The following is a 16836-nucleotide window of genomic DNA, read 5'->3' on the forward strand; positions in this document are numbered from 1 at the left end:
CTGATAAGCTAGTCGCCTATCCATTAATAGGAGCGCAAGTAGCAGGCGGTTTCAGATGGGAATGTCGGGCCTTCGGCTCTCCGGCAACACGACCGATGCAGCCCAATTCTTATTCATACCTCTATTCGCTTGACAACGCTCAATAGCATTCCAGACAGGAGAGGCGCCGACCGACATCCCATACTGAAACCGAAGCTACTTAGCGTAAATAGAAAGAGGTTATATCAAATGATGAAACCGAAGCTACTTAGCGTGCATAGAAAGGGTTATATCAAATTACTTTTGATGAAACCGAAGCTGTTAGCATAAAAAAAGAGGTTATATCAAATGATACAACCCCTTCTGCAATATTTTGCTATTACGAATACTTACATTTCCAGCGCGCCTGCCGCCGCTTCATCCACAAACCAGTGCAGCTCCCCATCCTGTGGACGGATCAGCTGAGAAGGGAATTTTTCGGCATTAAAGTCGCCTTCTATCACACTCTTCAATGTCAGGGCTTTGCCGGTACCGGTAGCCATGAATACTACGCAGGCGGCATCATTTACAACCGGTGCGGTCAATGTGATACGGAACATATCCTGTGCTTTCAGGAAGAACGCTTTTACCCAGGCTTTTTTCTCGTGTACGACTTCTGTACCAGGGAAGAGGGACAAGGTATGCCCATCATCTCCCATACCTAAAAGTACGAGGTCAAAGGTAGTTTCGCCTTCCTGGAAATATTTCCGCAGGATCTTTTCATATTCTGTCGCTGCCGCTTCAGGTTCAATATCCGTGCGCATTACATGAATATTTTCTGAAGGCACACCTACAACATTGAGCAGGGTTTCGTAGGCCATGCGGGCGTTGTTGCGTTCATCTTCAAAAGGCACCGCCCTTTCATCTCCCCAGAAGAAGTGGATCTTCTCCCATGGGATGATCAGTTTATACGGCTCTTTAGTGAGCAGCGTATACAGCTGTTTAGGTGTGCTTCCTCCGGAGAGGACAAATGTGAAGATCGGCTGGTCCTGCAGCACTTCCTGAATGTAATTGCTGATCCATGCGGCCAGGTTTTCGCTGAGTTCCTGAGTGTTCTTAGCTATATGTAGTTCCATTGCTCTTATTTAGGTAAGTTGATCCAGGCATGACCATCTCTCGCGATCAGGGCGTCTGCATCTTCAGGTCCCCAGGAATCAGGTGCATAGTTAGGGAAATCTACCGGAGTACGGGATTCCCATGTTTCCAGTATCGGCATTACTACTTTCCAGGCAGCTTCTACCTGGTCTGCACGCATGAACAGGGTTGCATCCCCTTCCATTACGTCCAGCAGCAGTGTTTCATATGCTTCTGGTGCGTGGTCGTCGCCATATTGACGGTCGAAGTTAAAGACCATTTCTACCGGGTCCAGTTCCATGCTCTGACCCGGGCGTTTTGCCTGGAAGCGGATACGGATATCCATTTCGGGCTGTATGCTGATGGTCAGGCGGTTAGGACGCCAGGTTTCTGCTGATTCTGCCGGGAACGCATAGTGCGGCGCCTGGCGGAACTGCAGGGTGATGTTGGTCGCCTTCTGGTGCATGTTCTTACCGGTACGTACGTAGAACGGTACACCCTGCCAGCGCCAGTTGTCAACATAGAACTTAACGGCAGCGTAAGTTTCAGTAGCAGAGTCCTTATCTACTCCTTTTTCTTCGCGGTAGCCTACTACCTGCTGGCCTTTTCTCCAGCCGGCAGAATACTGTCCGCGTACTGCGTTTTCGTGTATCTTATCTTTCGTGAATTTGCGGATAGCGTTCAGTACATCCACTTTCTTGTTACGGATCTCGTTCGCATCAAAAGATACGGGCGCTTCCATAGCAATCATACACATTACCTGCAAGATATGGTTCTGCACCATATCGCGCAGCGCACCAGAGCCTTCGTAGTAGCCTCCGCGGCCTTCCAGACCTACGGTTTCAGAAGCGGTGATCTGTATATGATCGATGTAGTTACGGTTCCAGATCGGCTCGAACAATGCATTGGCAAAGCGCAGTGCGATCAGGTTCTGTACTGTTTCTTTACCCAGGTAGTGGTCAATGCGGTAGATCTGTTCTTCAGAGAAGAGGCTTTGCAGCAGTGTATTCAGATCGTGAGCGCTCTGCAGGTCGTGACCGAATGGTTTTTCTATCACGATGCGGGTATTGCGCTTGTCGCTGCACAGGTTCAGGCTACCCAGTTTCTGTGCAATGGCGGGCATCAACTGCGGCGCTACTGACAGGTAAAATATCACGTTTGGATGTTCGTTCCACTCTTCTTCTTTTGCCTTCACATAATCAGTGATGGCGCTATATGCAGACTGGTCTTCCGCATCCATCTGCAGGTAGCTTACATGCTGGCTGAAATCTTTCCAGTGACCGTTCTGTTCTCCTTTACGACGGGAAAACTTCTTGATACCATCCAGTAAGCGCTCGCGGTAAGCATCATTATCATAGGGACTACGGCCAATACCTGCAATAGCAAATTTTTCCGGCATGTAGTTATCCAGGAACAGGTTGTATAAAGCCGGCGATAGTTTTCTGTAATTCAAGTCGCCGCTGCCACCGAAGATGAAGACGATGGAGGCAGGCGGACGTTTATGATTTTGCATAACTCTATATTTTACGAGAGTGCTTACCCGCCGCAAGCGGGCAAGCACTCCAAAATTCTTATTCACCCCATACGGTATGGAAACTACCAGTTGCATCTATACGCTGGTAGGTATGAGCACCAAAGTAATCGCGCTGTGCCTGCACCAGGTTGGTTGGCATGCGCTCGGTGCGGTAGGCGTCGAAGTAAGCCAGTGCAGACATCATACCTGCTGCGGCAGTACCTGTCAGTGCTGCCTGTGCTACTACTGCGCGTGTATTTGTAATGGCATTCTCTACAAGGGCTGCAACGTCCTTGTTCAACAGAATATTTGGTAATTCAGGAGATGCTTTGTAAGCGGTAGTGTATACTTCCAGGAGGGAAGAACGGATAATACATCCGCCTCTCCATACTTTCACTGCTTCAGGTAAAGGAATTTCCATCTGCAGTTCTTTAGACGCCTGGTGCAACATTGCCAGTCCCTGTGCATAGCTGATGATCACTCCAAAGTAAAGTGCATCGTGTACCTGCTGAATCCAGGTATCTGCAGGTGTATTGAGTTTTGCGTCAGCAGCTTTGTATAAAGCAGCTGCCTGTACACGTTCGTCTTTGTAACCAGACAGGGTACGCAGTGCAACAGCGGTGTCTATTACCGGAACGGCAACAGGCAGTTCCATTGCATCCTGTGAAGTCCATTTACCGGTTCCTTTGGAACCCGCTTTATCGGAGATCATGTCTACCAGTCTTGCGCTGGTCTTATCATCCTTCTGCAGGAAGATATCAGCAGTGATCTCTATGAGGAAAGATTGCAGATCTCCTTCATTCCAGGTCTTGAATACCTGGTGTAAACGGTCGTTATCCAGGCCAGCCTGTTTCAGCAGTGCATATGCTTCGCTGATCAGCTGCATGATGGAATACTCGATACCATTGTGTACCATCTTTACATAGTGGCCGGCGCCTTCCTTACCCAGGTAAGCTACGCAGGGCTCACCGTTTACCTTTGCAGAAATTGCTTCCAGCATAGGTCTTACTTTCTCATACGCTTCCTTATCGCCACCAGGCATGATGCTTGGTCCCGTACGGGCGCCTTTCTCACCGCCTGATACGCCGATGCCCATGAAATGAATACCTTTATCCCGCAGGTATTTTACCCGGCGCAATGTATCTGTATAATGTGAGTTACCACCGTCGATCACCACATCGCCTTTTTCCAGCAGGGGAATCAGTGATTCGATCACATCATCCACCGGCTGACCGGCTGGTACCAACATCATCAGCTTGCGCGGACGCTCCAGTAATTGTACCATGGTTGCCAGTTCTGCCACTCCCTTTACAGTAGTGCCAGCTGTAGCAGCCGATTCCAGAGCCCCGGTCTTGGTACTATCTTTATCAAAACCAATAACGGAAAAACCATGATCAGCCATGTTCAGTAAGAGGTTTCTACCCATTACGCCCAGACCAATCATGCCAAAATCGAATACGCTTTGTGCCATAAATTATCGTGTAAGTGCCTAAAAGAATGAAGTAAAAGTACGAATTATCAATTACCAATTACAATTACTATTAGATGACCTGAGAAAACTTTGAACATCCCATGTCAATTGCCGTTATTTATACATGAAAATCCGCGATAATTGCAAGCTCCCGCCATGTCTTAAATTTTCCTTAAATCTACCAGCCCAGGTATACCATTCCTATCCCGCATACCAGTATGGTAAACCCTCCCAGGGCATGCGCATACCGTTCTAAACTACTGGTTTTCAACACAGAAAAGCCGTAATAACCCAACATGACCATGGCCGTCATTGTAAGCAGCGTGAACAGTGTAAAAGACCCGATCAGCATCACCATGCCATAGGCAGAATGCTGCGCCGCGGGGTAGGTCAGCAGGGGAAGCAATGGCTCACAGGGGCCCAGCCCGAAAATGAGCAGCATGATCCAGGGTGTGACCTTCGTCCTGTCCTGAGGATAAACAATCTCCCCGTGCTTATGTTCATACACGTAAATATCGCCGTTATCATACACATCGAAATGCTTATGTACCTTGTTGCTCCAGGCCCGTTTCAGGCCCCATACCATATACAGGAGGCCAAAGGTAAGCAGGGCCCATCCGGCCAGTCCTCCGCGCAGGCCTTCCAGCCCGCTGATTTTCGACAAAGACCAGCCCAGCCCTATGCCCAGCAAGCCTAGTAGTACGGAGCTGCCCACATGCGCTATACCACACAACAATGTCCAGACCACCGTTTTACCGGCAGTCCAGCCTCTTACCCTGCTCAGTGCAATAAACGGGATGTAGTGGTCAGGTCCTGTTAATGTATGCAGACAACTTATTGTGATAGCTGTCAGCAGCAATACCTGCAATTCCGTATTCATATCCGGTACGGTTTATAATTTTCGTTCTTCTCCGGCCAGCAATGCGATCTTTCTGAATAGCTCATACAACTGTTCCCCTCCCTGCCCCAACACACGCAGGAGCAATGCCCCCGAGGCTGTGCGGGATACACCGGCAGTAATATTTGCTTCTGCAGATAAACACTCGTGTAACACCTCTCCCATCGCTGCCATGTCGCGCCTTTCATCATGCCACAACAGGGAGGCCTGGTGTGTATATCCTTCCCACTGGCCCATATTACCCGGTGGTACTATATCTGGTTGTAACAGGGTTACATCCTTAAACAACAACTTCCCATCCCTGTATACTTCCAGTATATTCTGAAAATGTTTACACCTGAATATTTCTCCGCTTAGTTTCCGGCCGCAGGTAATGATCTCTCCCCACAATAAGCGACAATCTTCTCCCAGCTCAATACGACTGGCACTGTCGAACACTGAGTGCTCATGCGGCACCGAAGGATGTGGCAGATAACATAAACTGCTGCCCCGCTCCATCTCTACATAAAAACGTTGCCGGGCGCCATGTTGCATGTTAAAGATGCGCTGATAGGATTGTGTGTACAGATGCAAACCAGCATCTTCCTCTAAGGTAACCCGGATATCATATGCATCTCCATCCAGTATGCCCGGCGAAGCCGTCATCATAGTAAGATGTAACATACCGGCCCTGCTGCCACTGATATCAGCCACCTTAAATGGCCTTGTATAATAGCAATGTTGCAGATAGGTACCTGCGCTCCTGACAGCGGCCTTTATTTGCAGTTCACTCTTCATTGCAGCAAGGCAGGCTCCTCTACCATCTCCAGTAATGCATATTTCCTGATCCATCCTATTACGATGTCCAGTCCCTTCTGTGTCATCAGGTTGGTAAATACGAATGGTCTGCCCTGACGCATCTTACGGGCATCCCGCTCCATCACTTCAAGACTGGCGCCTACATAAGGCGCGAGGTCGATTTTGTTGATGACCAGCAGGTCTGAACGGGTAATGCCCGGTCCCCCTTTGCGGGGTATCTTGTCACCCTCTGCTACATCTATGACGAAGATGGTCAGATCTGCCAGATCCGGACTGAAAGTGGCAGACAGATTATCCCCACCGCTTTCGATAAAGATGATCTGCACATCCGGAAACCTGGTGGCTATTTCTTCCACGGCTTCCAGGTTCATGCTGGCATCTTCGCGTATGGCAGTATGCGGACAACCGCCTGTTTCCACACCAATGATCCTTTCTGCAGGCAGTAAGCTGTTCTTCACCAGGAATTCAGCATCCTCTCTTGTGTAGATATCATTAGTGATCACTGCCAGGCTATACTGCTCATGCAGCTGCCTGGAAAGCCTTTCTATCAGTGCTGTTTTACCAGCGCCTACAGGGCCGGCTACACCTATCTTTATGTATGTGCGCGATTGCATCTTCAATCTGTTTACGTAAATCAATTCATATGAAATACACACTAAGACATATACAATCTTGAATATAGTCTTTCGTGCTGCATACTCCTGATGTCAAATCCAACACTGCAACGTCCGGCCAGTTCGCGAGGTATGTTGAATGTCTGCTCAACTAATGCAGGCAGTTCAGGCAAGAGCTCAAACAGGATCTGCTGCCCCTGTTGCTGACCCAGTGGCACCAGCTTTACGCTATTGGTCACCATACCGGTAGCCGCATTATAATAGAATGCAGTAAGTGCTTCTGATAAGGGGATGCCTGAGAGATAAGCATACGCCCCGAATACCAGGCAGTAATGCCCTGTCGCTTCGCCTGATCTGATATGCGCCATATAGGCATTGCCGGTAGCATGTATGACCAGCGGAGACAACAACTTCAACAGACGCATACCTAATTTCTGACTTGCCATCCTCCCTTCCTGTGGTGCTTTCAGTGCTGTGCATTCCTGGTCCAGTTGCAGCAATTGCTGTATATCTCCTGCTGCTGCTGCACGATATGCGAGTACAGCAAAAAGAGCATCATTGTATGGCAGGTTATGCATCAGCATATTCCTGATAAAGGCAGCTGCATCTCCGGCATCTTTTATCAGCCCCTGCTGCACATAGGTTTCCAGTCCGCCGGAATGCGTATAAGCGCCTATCGGCAATGTAGGATCACTCAGGTGTAACAGGTATGGTAGCCAGGTATGCATCATGGTTTATTTGGAGGCGAGCTGCATGATCTTACTGAAAAGCGATCCTGAGCTGCCATGTTCATGTGGTATAATATTGCTCCGCAGCATATTGGTCAGTATACGCTGTTCTTTCGCAGGCTGGTATCCCTTTGCTTCCAGCCAGCGGAACAAGGGCTCTTCGTATGGCACCAGTACTTCGTCTCCGGCAAGGAATAATGGCAGGTGTTTATTGCCGATCTCGTAACAAACGGTGGCCATATCTTTCATAGTAGCTGGCTTCAGCACGATCGCCGCCGCAGGTATTATATCGATCACGATGGCTTTTTTATCATCCATCCACACGATATCCCCCTGTTGTAACATAGGCGCTTCGCGCATGAAGCGCAGCGCTACTTCCTGTCCGCCCTGCGTATGCCGGCGCAACAAGCGCTTGCCTGTTTCAAACCATTCCAGCAGCATGGGGTCTATGCCCCTGTTTGCAGCGGAACCGTTTACAACATTGCCTTCTATCTTTTCTACGATGATCATATCTATGATTAAAACAGGAAATACCGTTGTGCCAATGGCAATACCGCCGCAGGTTCACAGGTCAGCACCTTCCCGTCTATGCTTACTTCATATGTTTCCGGGTTGACAATTATTTCCGGTGTACTGTTGTTATGCACCATATCCTTCTTCCCGATATTCCGGCAGTTCTTTACCGGCAGTATGGTCTTCTGCAAGCCATATTCCTGTGCGATATTTTTCCCTGCTGCGGCCTGTGATACGAAGGTCACACAGGTCTTGTGCAATGCACCGCCAAAAGCACCGAACATCTCCCTGTACATCACAGGCTGTGGTGTGGGAATAGAGGCATTAGGATCGCCCATACGGCTACAGATGATCATACCTCCTTTGATGATCATTTCCGGCTTAGCCCCAAATAAGGCTGGTTTCCATAGCACAATATCTGCCAGCTTACCCGGTTCCAGCGAACCCACATGTGTGGCAATACCATGTGTGATGGCAGGATTGATCGTGTATTTGGCCACATAACGTTTAGCCCTGAAATTATCATTGCCTTTGTCATTATCCTCTGTTAATGCACCGCGTTGCTTCTTCATCTTGTCCGCCGTTTGCCAGGTGCGGATGATCACTTCTCCAACACGGCCCATGGCCTGTGAATCGGAGCTCATCATACTGAACACACCCATATCATGCAGGATGTCTTCCGCAGCAATTGTTTCCGGGCGAATGCGGGAGTCAGCGAAAGCAACATCTTCAGGTACACTTTTATCCAGGTGATGACATACCATCAGCATGTCCAGGTGTTCATCAATAGTATTGACAGTATATGGTCTGGTAGGATTGGTAGAGGAAGGCAGGATATTCGGATACATAGCCGCTTTAATAATATCGGGCGCATGCCCTCCGCCAGCGCCTTCCGTATGATAGGTATGGATCACACGACCATCGATCGCCTTGATAGTATCTTCCAGGAAGCCGGATTCATTCAGTGTATCTGTGTGTATAGCTACCTGTACATCGTATTTGTCTGCCGCCTTCAGTGAAGCATCGATAACAGCAGGAGAAGCGCCCCAGTCTTCATGGATCTTTAATCCCAACGCGCCGGCTTCTATCTGCTCCCACAGAGGTGCTTCAGTAGCGCAATTTCCCTTGCCAAGAAAGCCCAGGTTCATAGGGAAAGCATCTGCTGCCTGCAGCATTCTGCGTATGAACCATTTACCGGGTGTGACAGTAGTTGCATTGGTGCCATCTGCCGGACCAGTACCACCACCGATCATCGTGGTAATACCACTATGCAAGGCATGAGTGATCTGCTGCGGACTGATAAAATGGATATGTGTATCAATACCACCAGCGGTAGCTATTAATCCGGCGCCGCCATGCACTTCTGTGCTCGCGCCGATAATCATATCGGGGTCTACACCGTCCATGGTATCAGGATTACCAGCTTTACCTATCTTCACGATCTTCCCGTCTTTAATACCGATATCCGCTTTCACAATCCCCCAGTGGTCGATGATCATGACGCTGGTGATGACCATATCCAGTACCCCCTGATCGCGGGTGGCAGTGGAAGACTGCGACATACCATCGCGGATGGTCTTGCCGCCGCCGAATTTGGCTTCATCACCATATACAGTATGATCGTGTTCTATTTCGATGATGATATCTGTATCTCCCAGGCGTATTTTATCGCCCGTGGTAGGACCATACATCGCCGCATAGCGGTCGCGGTTTATCTGAAGACTCATTCCGGCTGATATTTAAATTGTTGTGCTTTTACCTGTTCCATGGCTTTACGACGGGCTTCTTCCCCAATGGTGGCGCCATTCACCAGGTTGTTCATGCCGAAGGCTTTTCTGTTACCGCCCAGCGTTACCAGGGTGACTGTCTTTTCTTCTCCGGGTTCGAAACGCACAGCAGTACCAGCTGCAATGTTCAGGCGCATGCCAAAGGCTGCTTCCCTGTTGAAAGACAGCATACGGTTCACCTCAAAAAAGTGGCAATGAGAACCAATCTGCACGGGTCTGTCGCCGGTGTTGACCACCTTTACCTGTGCAACAGCCCTGCCTTTGTTAGCGTCAATCACACCGGGAGTAATAAAATATTCACCTGGGATCATAATTGAAGAGGATTTGGATTTTGGTTGATAAGCCGTCGTTATCTGATAGGATGATGTACTGTTACCAGTTTGGAACCATCCGGGAAAGTAGCTTCTATCTGTATCTCATCGATCATTTCAGGAATGCCCTCCATCACATCTTCCCGGGTCAGGATAGTAGCACCATACTGCATCAGCTGCGCAACTGTCTGTCCGTCTCTGGCAGCCTCCTGCAAGCGGCTGCTGATCAGCGCTATTGCTTCCGGATAATTGAGTTTGAGTCCCCTGGCCTTTCTCTTCTCAGCAAGTTCTCCCGCCAGGTATAACAATAGTTTTTCAGTTTCCCTTGCCGTTAAATGCATAATATCTTGGTTTAAATGTGTCTTATAGCTCCTGACAGCTTATTACAGGAAATGGGTTAATGATGTTAAGTGTGCTCTTCCCTTGCGTTAATTTACGCAAAAAATACAGAAAGTAAAACGCTCAATGCGGAATGCATTGAGCGTTTGTATAACAAGTGTAAGTAATCGTATTAAGCGGAGTTCCTGCCGGCATTGATAATACCGAAAGAGCAACGTACAACCAGTTTCTCATACGTTTCTTTCAGCCCATCACCATTACCTGCTTCATTGAGCTCACGTATACGGGCCAGTGCTCCCTGCTGAACAGTCAGCAGTGGCAATACGATACGTTCACGCATCTGGATAGACAACTGGTCTACAGGCGATGCGCTCATCAGCTCTGTTTGTCCGGTCAGGCGCACTATATAGTCGCGGGTACGTTTGTACTCGTCATGTATCATATTCCATACCTCTCCAAAACGGGGATGTTTCCCGTAGGCAGCGGTCAGCGGGAAATAACTCTTCTTCATCGCCATCTGGCAGTTGTCCAGCAGTGTGCGGAAGAACAGTGAGTTTTTATACAGTTTCTCCACTGCATCCCATTTACCTGCTTTATCCAGCGCTTCCAATGCTGCCCCTACGCCATAGTAACCAGGCACGTTCTGTTTCAGCTGACTCCATGCACCCACATAAGGCACTGCTCTCAGGTCATTGAGGTTCAGTTTAGCGGCGGCATTTCGCTTGGATGGACGGCTGCCGATATTGGTTTCTGCATAGTAGCGCAGCGGACTTGCAAAGTCCAGGTAATCCAGGAAGTCAGGATGTAACTTCAGTTTATTGAATGACTTAAAGCCTTCATCTGCCAGTTCCTGCAATATTGCATCCTCTTCATCTGTAAGGGTCACCTCACGGGAAGAGAATATCTCATTGGCAATACCTGCATGTACCAGTTGCTCTATGTTGAACTGTGCCGAATCCACTGTTCCGAAGTTAGAACTGATGGTCTGCCCCTGTATGGTCAGCTGAATTTCTTCATTGGCAATATCGTGCCCCATGGATGCATAGAACTGGTGTGTTTTACCACCACCTCTTGCAGGAGGACCTCCACGGCCATCGAAGAAGACAACATCTATATCATATTCCCTGGAAATGCGGGTTAATTCCTGTTTAGCCTTGTGGATACTCCAGTTGGCCATCAGGTAACCACCATCTTTGGTACCGTCAGAAAAGCCCAGCATGATGGTTTGTTTATTGGAACGCTGACGCAGATGTTCCCTGTAAGCAGCATTATCATACAACTCGCGCATTACGTTGCCCGCCTGGCGGAGATCGTCTATTGTTTCAAACAAAGGCACAATGTCAATGCTCATAGACTCTTTCTGCCAGCCAGCCAGCAGGAACATGCCATACACTTCTATCACATTCAGCGCGTTCATACTATGGCTGATAATATAGCGATGGCAACCAAACTCACCATTGTTCTGCTGTATCTCTTTTACACCAGCGATCGTAGCGATAGTGTCCTTATGCAGCGGATCTTTCAGCACATCCGGATTCAATGCACCTTTTATGTTCAGCAGACTATTTATTTTCTCTGCCTCAGAGAGTGATGCATAGTTAGATGGTAACAGATCTGAGTTGGCAGCCACTGCATCCAGCAATGGTCCATGTACTGAGCTATCCTGCCGGATATCCAGTGTGGCAAAGAACAGCCCGAACAGCTCTACGCGGCTTACCAGGTCATCAAGCAGGTTCAGGAAGAGGGCATTGTTTTCTTCAATGAGTACAATGCGGATACGTGCCAGTGTGTCCAGGATATCTTTCTGAGAGATATTGGTTTTATGGCCCGGAATAAACAGGTTGTTGTACAGCTGCTGTTCCAGTGCAGCCAGTTCCTGCTCAATTCCTTTAAAGGTGAGACGGCGCTTCAGCCTGCGTACATCCAGGTAATAACACTTCAGGATACCTCCGCGCAGCGCTTCCGCCACCCGTAAGGTAATGTCAGCATTCACGAAGGGATTACCATCGCGGTCACCACCGGGCCAGAATCCCATTCTGATCACCGGGTTACTGCTGTTGATGGAGGAAGGGAACTGTGCTTTTAATTTAGAGATAATACGTCCGGCAGCAGGATAGAATGTATTCTCCAGGAACCATAACAGGCTGATAGCCTCGTCGTATGGCGTTGGTTTTTCCTTTTTGAAGAATGGTGTTTTACCCAACTGCTGCAGATAAGAGTTCACCTGGGCGGTATTGTCGTTGATCAGCGCCCTAGACAGGTCATTGATGATGGTGAGTACACTACCCGGGTAGAACTGGGTAGGATGAGCTGTTAATACCAGTCTCACTGAAAAATCCTGCAGCTTCTTGGCCAATTTCTCTTCTGCCTGTTCTGCAATAATCTCTGACTGCAGGTGACTGAGGGAGCCGGTGCCATGCATGTCATGAATATTGCGGAAAGCCGCATCTTCCAGTGCGTCAAACAACACTACCTGTCTTTCGGCATACTGCACAAAGCGGAACATGAGGTCCAGCTTTTGCTGTTCATTACTACATGAAGTGTATTGCTGAAAATAAGAGTTGAGAATTTCCTGGGGACTCTTTTCCTTTTCATACCCCTCTTCACAATGGATCAGGAACAATGACAGAAATACGCCGGTTCTTTCTACCTTATGAAAAGGCAATGCCGTAAAGAGACTATTGTATAACTGGAACTTGGTACCAACCAGGTTCTTGAATAACTGCAAGGTATTATTAACCGGTGCTTCCATAACTAAATTTCGTAATTTAAAAGAGCCTTTGCCAACCGGGAGCTAAAAATAATATAAAATAGTTACAAAGTAGAATGGAAAGTTCCTGAAAAAAGTAAGGCCGCAGCTACTAGCCACGGCCTTTTGCAAGTCCCCCCTCAGTTTGAGAGTGTTGAGAGAATGAATCTGTTAATTGAGTAATATGATCTGGTAAAAAGAAATCAGCATTTTTTATTGAGCCAGGAAGAAGCCAATAGGCAGGTTATATCTTACGCTCACATTGCGTCCGCTTTGTCTGCCAGGTTTCCAGTTTGGCATTAACTTCACCACTCTTATTGCTTCTTCTTCAAGACCACCGCCTTTATGGGCACCTACCGTCTGCACTTCGCTTACTTTTCCTTCAGGATCTATAATAAACTGTACAAATACTCTTCCTTCAATCCCGTTTTCCTGTGCCATATGCGGATAGCGGATATTCCTCTGCAGGAACCTTGATAAGGCATCTTCACCACCAGGGAATGATGGCATAATTTCCACAGTAACAAATGGCTCATCCCTTACCTCAGCTTTAGGCGGTTCTATCACATTATTACCGCCTTTTAAACCGTTCTCAAAAGGATTGTCAGCACCATCTACGTCGTCCCCCTGAATATTGGCAACGCCAATACTTTTGTTACCTATGCTGTCAATCTTCGGCACTTCATCTTCTGTGCGTACAAGTTCGTCATCGGTGATAACAGGTGGAACCAATCTAATGGATGAAGCGGCCGGCGGAGGTGGTGTTGTTACCGGAGGAGGTGGTGGGGTTAACGGTTTCTCCTCCGGAATTTCAAGTTCTTTTAAAATAGTTTCTTTCACTGCTACATCTTTTCGTGTATGCATGTCCGCAGCCATCAATTTATTACTGAGTACATATCCACCGATGATGACCAATGCGATGGAAGTCGTACCAATAATGGCGTTGCGCACACGCTTATCTTCGCTTCTCCTTAAGTCATAGGCGCCGTAGTCTTTATTACGACCATCAAAAAGAATGTCGAGAAAGTCTGATTTAATAATGTTCGTTGCATTCATGGGATAAACATTTACAATATAGATGCGACGTCATTATTTTTCCATAAGAGATTTTAAAAAAACTTTAAGAGGAGATTAAATTTACCAGCCCAGATTGAAATCCGGATCGGGATCACCTATTTGCTAAAGGAAGTATTCACTATCTTTTAATGATAACGATCGTTATCATTACCATGCAGGTATAGTAATGTTGTAATAAATCAATTTGGTAGATAAAAGGTAAGGAGGTTTAATGCCAGGGGGCGCGGGAGGTATATTACATTATAATTTACCACCAATAAATCTGCAACACACCTTCCCCGCTAGCCTGACCGGGCATTTTATTTACAGCTTATAGCAACACAATATCTTTTAGTGATCAGCAACAGCTGTTGCAAACAGCCGCACTATAGCATTGAGTATGATAAATCTTTACCACTACACCCATTTTCCTATGTCTCAATAATCCATTATGCTGATGCATATAATAATCAGTTTTTGATTTTTACGTTGCTGATAATATTGTTTTGCAGGTGGGACAAAACAAGGAGAATACTCAGCGCTCATCTCCGGTAGTGGCAAATCCTATTAGTCTACTGAATCTGTAGACAAATATACAGCATGAAATCATATTTCCAAATTCACGGCCATACTTTTTTTTCAGGCAACATTATTGTACAGATTTTATATGTAGCAAATAGCTGATTATCACATTGGAAAAAACTGTTGGCAATGATATTGAACAGACCATCTTTATCGTATAATAAAGCATGCGATAACATCCTTTAACGTTATAATGAATAACAGTAGCAGTAACAGGTAATACCGGTGATCCCAATTAGCCTGTCAGATAAGGAAAATACAAGTAGATTTGAAATAACAGAAGACACTATCTGATGAAAAAAATTTTACTGGCCCTTAGTATATTACCGCTGGCCGTTTATGCACAATCATCATCTGACACTACCCGCCGTCTCCGGGAAGTAGTGATACAGGCATACCCCGGCAAACAATTTACCCTGCTCCAGGTGCCTACCAGCAGTACTGTACTTACCGCCCGCCAGTTACAACTGCAACAGGGCGTTACATTATTACCTGCATTGAATACCGTACCCGGTGTGCGCATGGAAGAACGTTCTCCCGGCAGTTACCGCCTGTCTTTAAGAGGTAGCCTCTTACGCTCTCCTTTTGGTATCCGGAACGTAAAACTGTACCTGGATGAGATTCCGCTGACAGACGCCGGTGGCAATTCTTACCTCAATCTTACTGACCCTGGAAGTTTTCAGGGGATCGAAGTATTAAAAGGTCCTGATGGCAGCCAGTTCGGCGCCAACTCAGGAGGTGTGGTACTGCTCCATCCGGCAGGCACACTACCTGATAGCAGTCGCCTGAAAGCAGATATACAGGGTGGCAGCTATGGCCTGTTTCGCGAGCAAGTCGGCTGGCAGCAACAGTGGGGAAATTATAAACTGCACATCTACGAAGCCATACACCACTCCGACGGCTACAGGGATAACAGCGCTATGAAAAGGTATTATGTGCAGACAGCCCAGGAATGGCAGTATACTCCTCGCAACCAGCTCAAACTGATCGCATTTTACAGTGATCTTGATTACCGCACGCCCGGCGGTCTGACGGCAGCACAGGCAGCAGCTAATCCTAAAGGCGCACGCCCTGCTACTCCTACATTGCCCGGCGCTATCACCCAGAAGGCCGGCATCCGGAATAAAACAGCATTCGGCGGACTGGTACATACCTCACAGCTTGCTACTCACTGGCAGCATGTGATCACCGTATTTGGCAGCAATACCCACTTCGAAAATCCATTCATAACCAACTTCGAAGCAAGGGACGAAAATACCTTCGGCGCCCGTACTTATATCGCCCTGCAGGACCAACCACTGGGTAACAGCAATATGCGACTGGATTGGACAACAGGCATAGAATGGCAGCAGACCGGCTCCAATATTGATAACTATGGCAACAGGGCCGGCGTAAGAGATACCTTACAGGCAGCCAGCGACATTACCGCACGGCAATACTTCTACTTTACCGGTGTGACCTTACGTCCTGGCAAGCAATGGGTGGCAGAAGCAGCAGTCAGCGTGAACTATTACCGCTACCACTTCAATGATGTAGCAGCCAATGTGGATGGTAAAAAGAAATTCAGCGCAGAACTAATGCCCCGCTTCTCCCTTTCATATCTGATCACACCCGACCTGTCGGCACGCGCTACTGTAAGCAGGGGCTACTCCCCTCCTTCCATCGCGGAAGTACGCGCTTCAGACAATATCATCAATACTGCCCTGCAGGCAGAAACCGGCTGGAACTATGAAACAGGCCTGCGCTTCAATAGCCGGAATAACCGTTTTCAGGCCGATGCAGCTGTATTCTATTATGAGCTGCAGGATGCCATCGTCCGTAAGCTGCATGACAACGGTACAGAGTTCTTTACCAATGCAGGCGGCACACATCAGACAGGTGTGGAATTCCAGGGATCTGCATGGTTGCAGTCGCCCAGGCATCAGGGCTTTACCCGTGGTATACAACTCCAGGGAAGTTACACCTACAGTCATTTCCTCTTCAGCAACTATATCAGCGCAGGCAAAGACCTTTCCGGGAATACCATAACAGGTGTTCCGAAAAATATTGCTACAGCGTCACTGCTGATTGAATTCCCTGCACATGTGTCGCTGTATGGTCAATATACCTACACCGACCGTCTACCGCTGGATGATGCCAATACTGCTTTTGCAAAGGAATACCACCTGGTGCAGGCAAAGGTCAGCTGGGGTGTCAACAAGTGGCTGGCATTATATGCAGGCGCCGATAATCTGCTGAACCAGCGTTATAGCCTGGGGAATGACCTGAATGCAGTAGGCGCGAGGTATTATAATCCGGCGCCGGGAAGGAATTATTACGGAGGACTAAGAGTAAGCTTATAGTAAACGCTAATACCTGATCATACTCAGTTAAATATATTAACAA

At 47.8% G+C, this 16836-nt stretch carries 14 protein-coding genes; 1 reads left to right on the plus strand and 13 read right to left on the minus strand.

The features are described 5' to 3' along the window. Positions 1 to 368: 368 nt before the first annotated feature. The 13 genes from pgl to BLR32_RS24045 form a co-directional block, all read right to left on the minus strand. Entirely contained in the window at positions 369 to 1094 is a 726-nt protein-coding gene (gene pgl / locus BLR32_RS23985) for a 6-phosphogluconolactonase (RefSeq protein WP_089835385.1), read from the minus strand. A 5-nt stretch (positions 1095 to 1099) separates the two neighbouring features. Then, positions 1100 to 2605 carry a glucose-6-phosphate dehydrogenase gene (zwf, locus tag BLR32_RS23990; protein WP_089835386.1) on the minus strand — a complete coding sequence of 502 codons (1506 nt, stop codon included), beginning with the start codon at positions 2603 to 2605 and terminating at the stop codon, positions 1100 to 1102. Positions 2606 to 2663: 58 nt separating this feature from the next. Next, a complete protein-coding gene (gene gndA, locus BLR32_RS23995) occupies positions 2664 to 4076 on the minus strand; it encodes an NADP-dependent phosphogluconate dehydrogenase (RefSeq protein WP_089835387.1) in 1413 nt (470 codons plus the stop codon). Between the two features lie 178 nt (positions 4077 to 4254). Further along, positions 4255 to 4956: an urease accessory protein UreH domain-containing protein gene (locus BLR32_RS24000; RefSeq protein ID WP_089835388.1), complete on the minus strand. Its 702-nt coding sequence runs from the start codon at positions 4954 to 4956 to the stop codon at positions 4255 to 4257. Between the two features lie 12 nt (positions 4957 to 4968). Then, positions 4969 to 5805: an urease accessory protein UreD gene (locus BLR32_RS24005; RefSeq protein ID WP_089835389.1), complete on the minus strand. Its 837-nt coding sequence runs from the start codon at positions 5803 to 5805 to the stop codon at positions 4969 to 4971. After that, positions 5748 to 6386 (minus strand): urease accessory protein UreG, encoded by a 639-nt coding sequence (gene ureG / locus BLR32_RS24010; protein ID WP_089835390.1) that lies wholly within the window; start codon positions 6384 to 6386, stop codon positions 5748 to 5750. The genes BLR32_RS24005 and ureG overlap by 58 nt, the downstream gene beginning before the upstream one ends. Before the next feature lie 41 nt (positions 6387 to 6427). Beyond that, on the minus strand, positions 6428 to 7114 hold the full coding sequence (locus BLR32_RS24015) for an urease accessory protein UreF (protein ID WP_176842420.1): 687 nt from the start codon (positions 7112 to 7114) through the stop codon (positions 6428 to 6430). Between the two features lie 6 nt (positions 7115 to 7120). Then, on the minus strand, positions 7121 to 7624 hold the full coding sequence (ureE, locus tag BLR32_RS24020) for an urease accessory protein UreE (protein ID WP_089835392.1): 504 nt from the start codon (positions 7622 to 7624) through the stop codon (positions 7121 to 7123). Positions 7625 to 7632: 8 nt separating this feature from the next. Continuing rightward, complete coding sequence (ureC, locus tag BLR32_RS24025; RefSeq protein WP_089835393.1) at positions 7633 to 9354, minus strand: urease subunit alpha; 1722 nt, start codon at positions 9352 to 9354, stop codon at positions 7633 to 7635. Then, the gene (ureB, locus tag BLR32_RS24030; protein ID WP_089835394.1) at positions 9351 to 9725 is read right to left on the minus strand and encodes an urease subunit beta; all 375 of its coding nucleotides are present in this window, start codon (positions 9723 to 9725) and stop codon (positions 9351 to 9353) included. Before ureB ends, ureC begins: the two co-directional genes overlap by 4 nt. Before the next feature lie 38 nt (positions 9726 to 9763). Beyond that, positions 9764 to 10066 carry an urease subunit gamma gene (ureA, locus tag BLR32_RS24035; RefSeq protein ID WP_089809655.1) on the minus strand — a complete coding sequence of 101 codons (303 nt, stop codon included), beginning with the start codon at positions 10064 to 10066 and terminating at the stop codon, positions 9764 to 9766. Positions 10067 to 10236: 170 nt separating this feature from the next. After that, complete coding sequence (locus BLR32_RS24040) at positions 10237 to 12816, minus strand: phosphoenolpyruvate carboxylase (RefSeq protein ID WP_089835395.1); 2580 nt, start codon at positions 12814 to 12816, stop codon at positions 10237 to 10239. Positions 12817 to 13026: 210 nt separating this feature from the next. Continuing rightward, positions 13027 to 13869 (minus strand): energy transducer TonB, encoded by an 843-nt coding sequence (locus tag BLR32_RS24045; protein WP_089835396.1) that lies wholly within the window; start codon positions 13867 to 13869, stop codon positions 13027 to 13029. Positions 13870 to 14744: 875 nt separating this feature from the next. On the opposite strand from BLR32_RS24045, the gene BLR32_RS24050 reads away from it, so the two are divergent. Further along, a complete protein-coding gene (locus BLR32_RS24050) occupies positions 14745 to 16793 on the plus strand; it encodes a TonB-dependent receptor family protein (RefSeq protein WP_089835397.1) in 2049 nt (682 codons plus the stop codon). The last annotated feature ends 43 nt before the right edge of the window (positions 16794 to 16836 follow it).

This window comes from Chitinophaga filiformis, from assembly GCF_900102545.1.
GTDB lineage: Bacteria > Bacteroidota > Bacteroidia > Chitinophagales > Chitinophagaceae > Chitinophaga > Chitinophaga filiformis.

Excerpts from the sequence above, each read along its gene's own strand:
- pgl (WP_089835385.1), bottom strand. The coding sequence starts at position 1,094 with ATGGAACTACATATAGCTAAGAACACTCAGGAACTCAGCGAAAACCTG.
- zwf (WP_089835386.1), bottom strand. The coding sequence starts at position 2,605 with ATGCAAAATCATAAACGTCCGCCTGCCTCCATCGTCTTCATCTTCGGT.
- gndA (WP_089835387.1), bottom strand. The coding sequence starts at position 4,076 with ATGGCACAAAGCGTATTCGATTTTGGCATGATTGGTCTGGGCGTAATG.
- BLR32_RS24000 (WP_089835388.1), bottom strand. The coding sequence starts at position 4,956 with ATGAATACGGAATTGCAGGTATTGCTGCTGACAGCTATCACAATAAGT.
- BLR32_RS24005 (WP_089835389.1), bottom strand. The coding sequence starts at position 5,805 with ATGGATCAGGAAATATGCATTACTGGAGATGGTAGAGGAGCCTGCCTT.
- ureG (WP_089835390.1), bottom strand. The coding sequence starts at position 6,386 with ATGCAATCGCGCACATACATAAAGATAGGTGTAGCCGGCCCTGTAGGC.
- BLR32_RS24015 (WP_176842420.1), bottom strand. The coding sequence starts at position 7,114 with ATGCATACCTGGCTACCATACCTGTTACACCTGAGTGATCCTACATTG.
- ureE (WP_089835392.1), bottom strand. The coding sequence starts at position 7,624 with ATGATCATCGTAGAAAAGATAGAAGGCAATGTTGTAAACGGTTCCGCT.
- ureC (WP_089835393.1), bottom strand. The coding sequence starts at position 9,354 with ATGAGTCTTCAGATAAACCGCGACCGCTATGCGGCGATGTATGGTCCT.
- ureB (WP_089835394.1), bottom strand. The coding sequence starts at position 9,725 with ATGATCCCAGGTGAATATTTTATTACTCCCGGTGTGATTGACGCTAAC.
- ureA (WP_089809655.1), bottom strand. The coding sequence starts at position 10,066 with ATGCATTTAACGGCAAGGGAAACTGAAAAACTATTGTTATACCTGGCG.
- BLR32_RS24040 (WP_089835395.1), bottom strand. The coding sequence starts at position 12,816 with ATGGAAGCACCGGTTAATAATACCTTGCAGTTATTCAAGAACCTGGTT.
- BLR32_RS24045 (WP_089835396.1), bottom strand. The coding sequence starts at position 13,869 with ATGAATGCAACGAACATTATTAAATCAGACTTTCTCGACATTCTTTTT.
- BLR32_RS24050 (WP_089835397.1), top strand. The coding sequence starts at position 14,745 with ATGAAAAAAATTTTACTGGCCCTTAGTATATTACCGCTGGCCGTTTAT.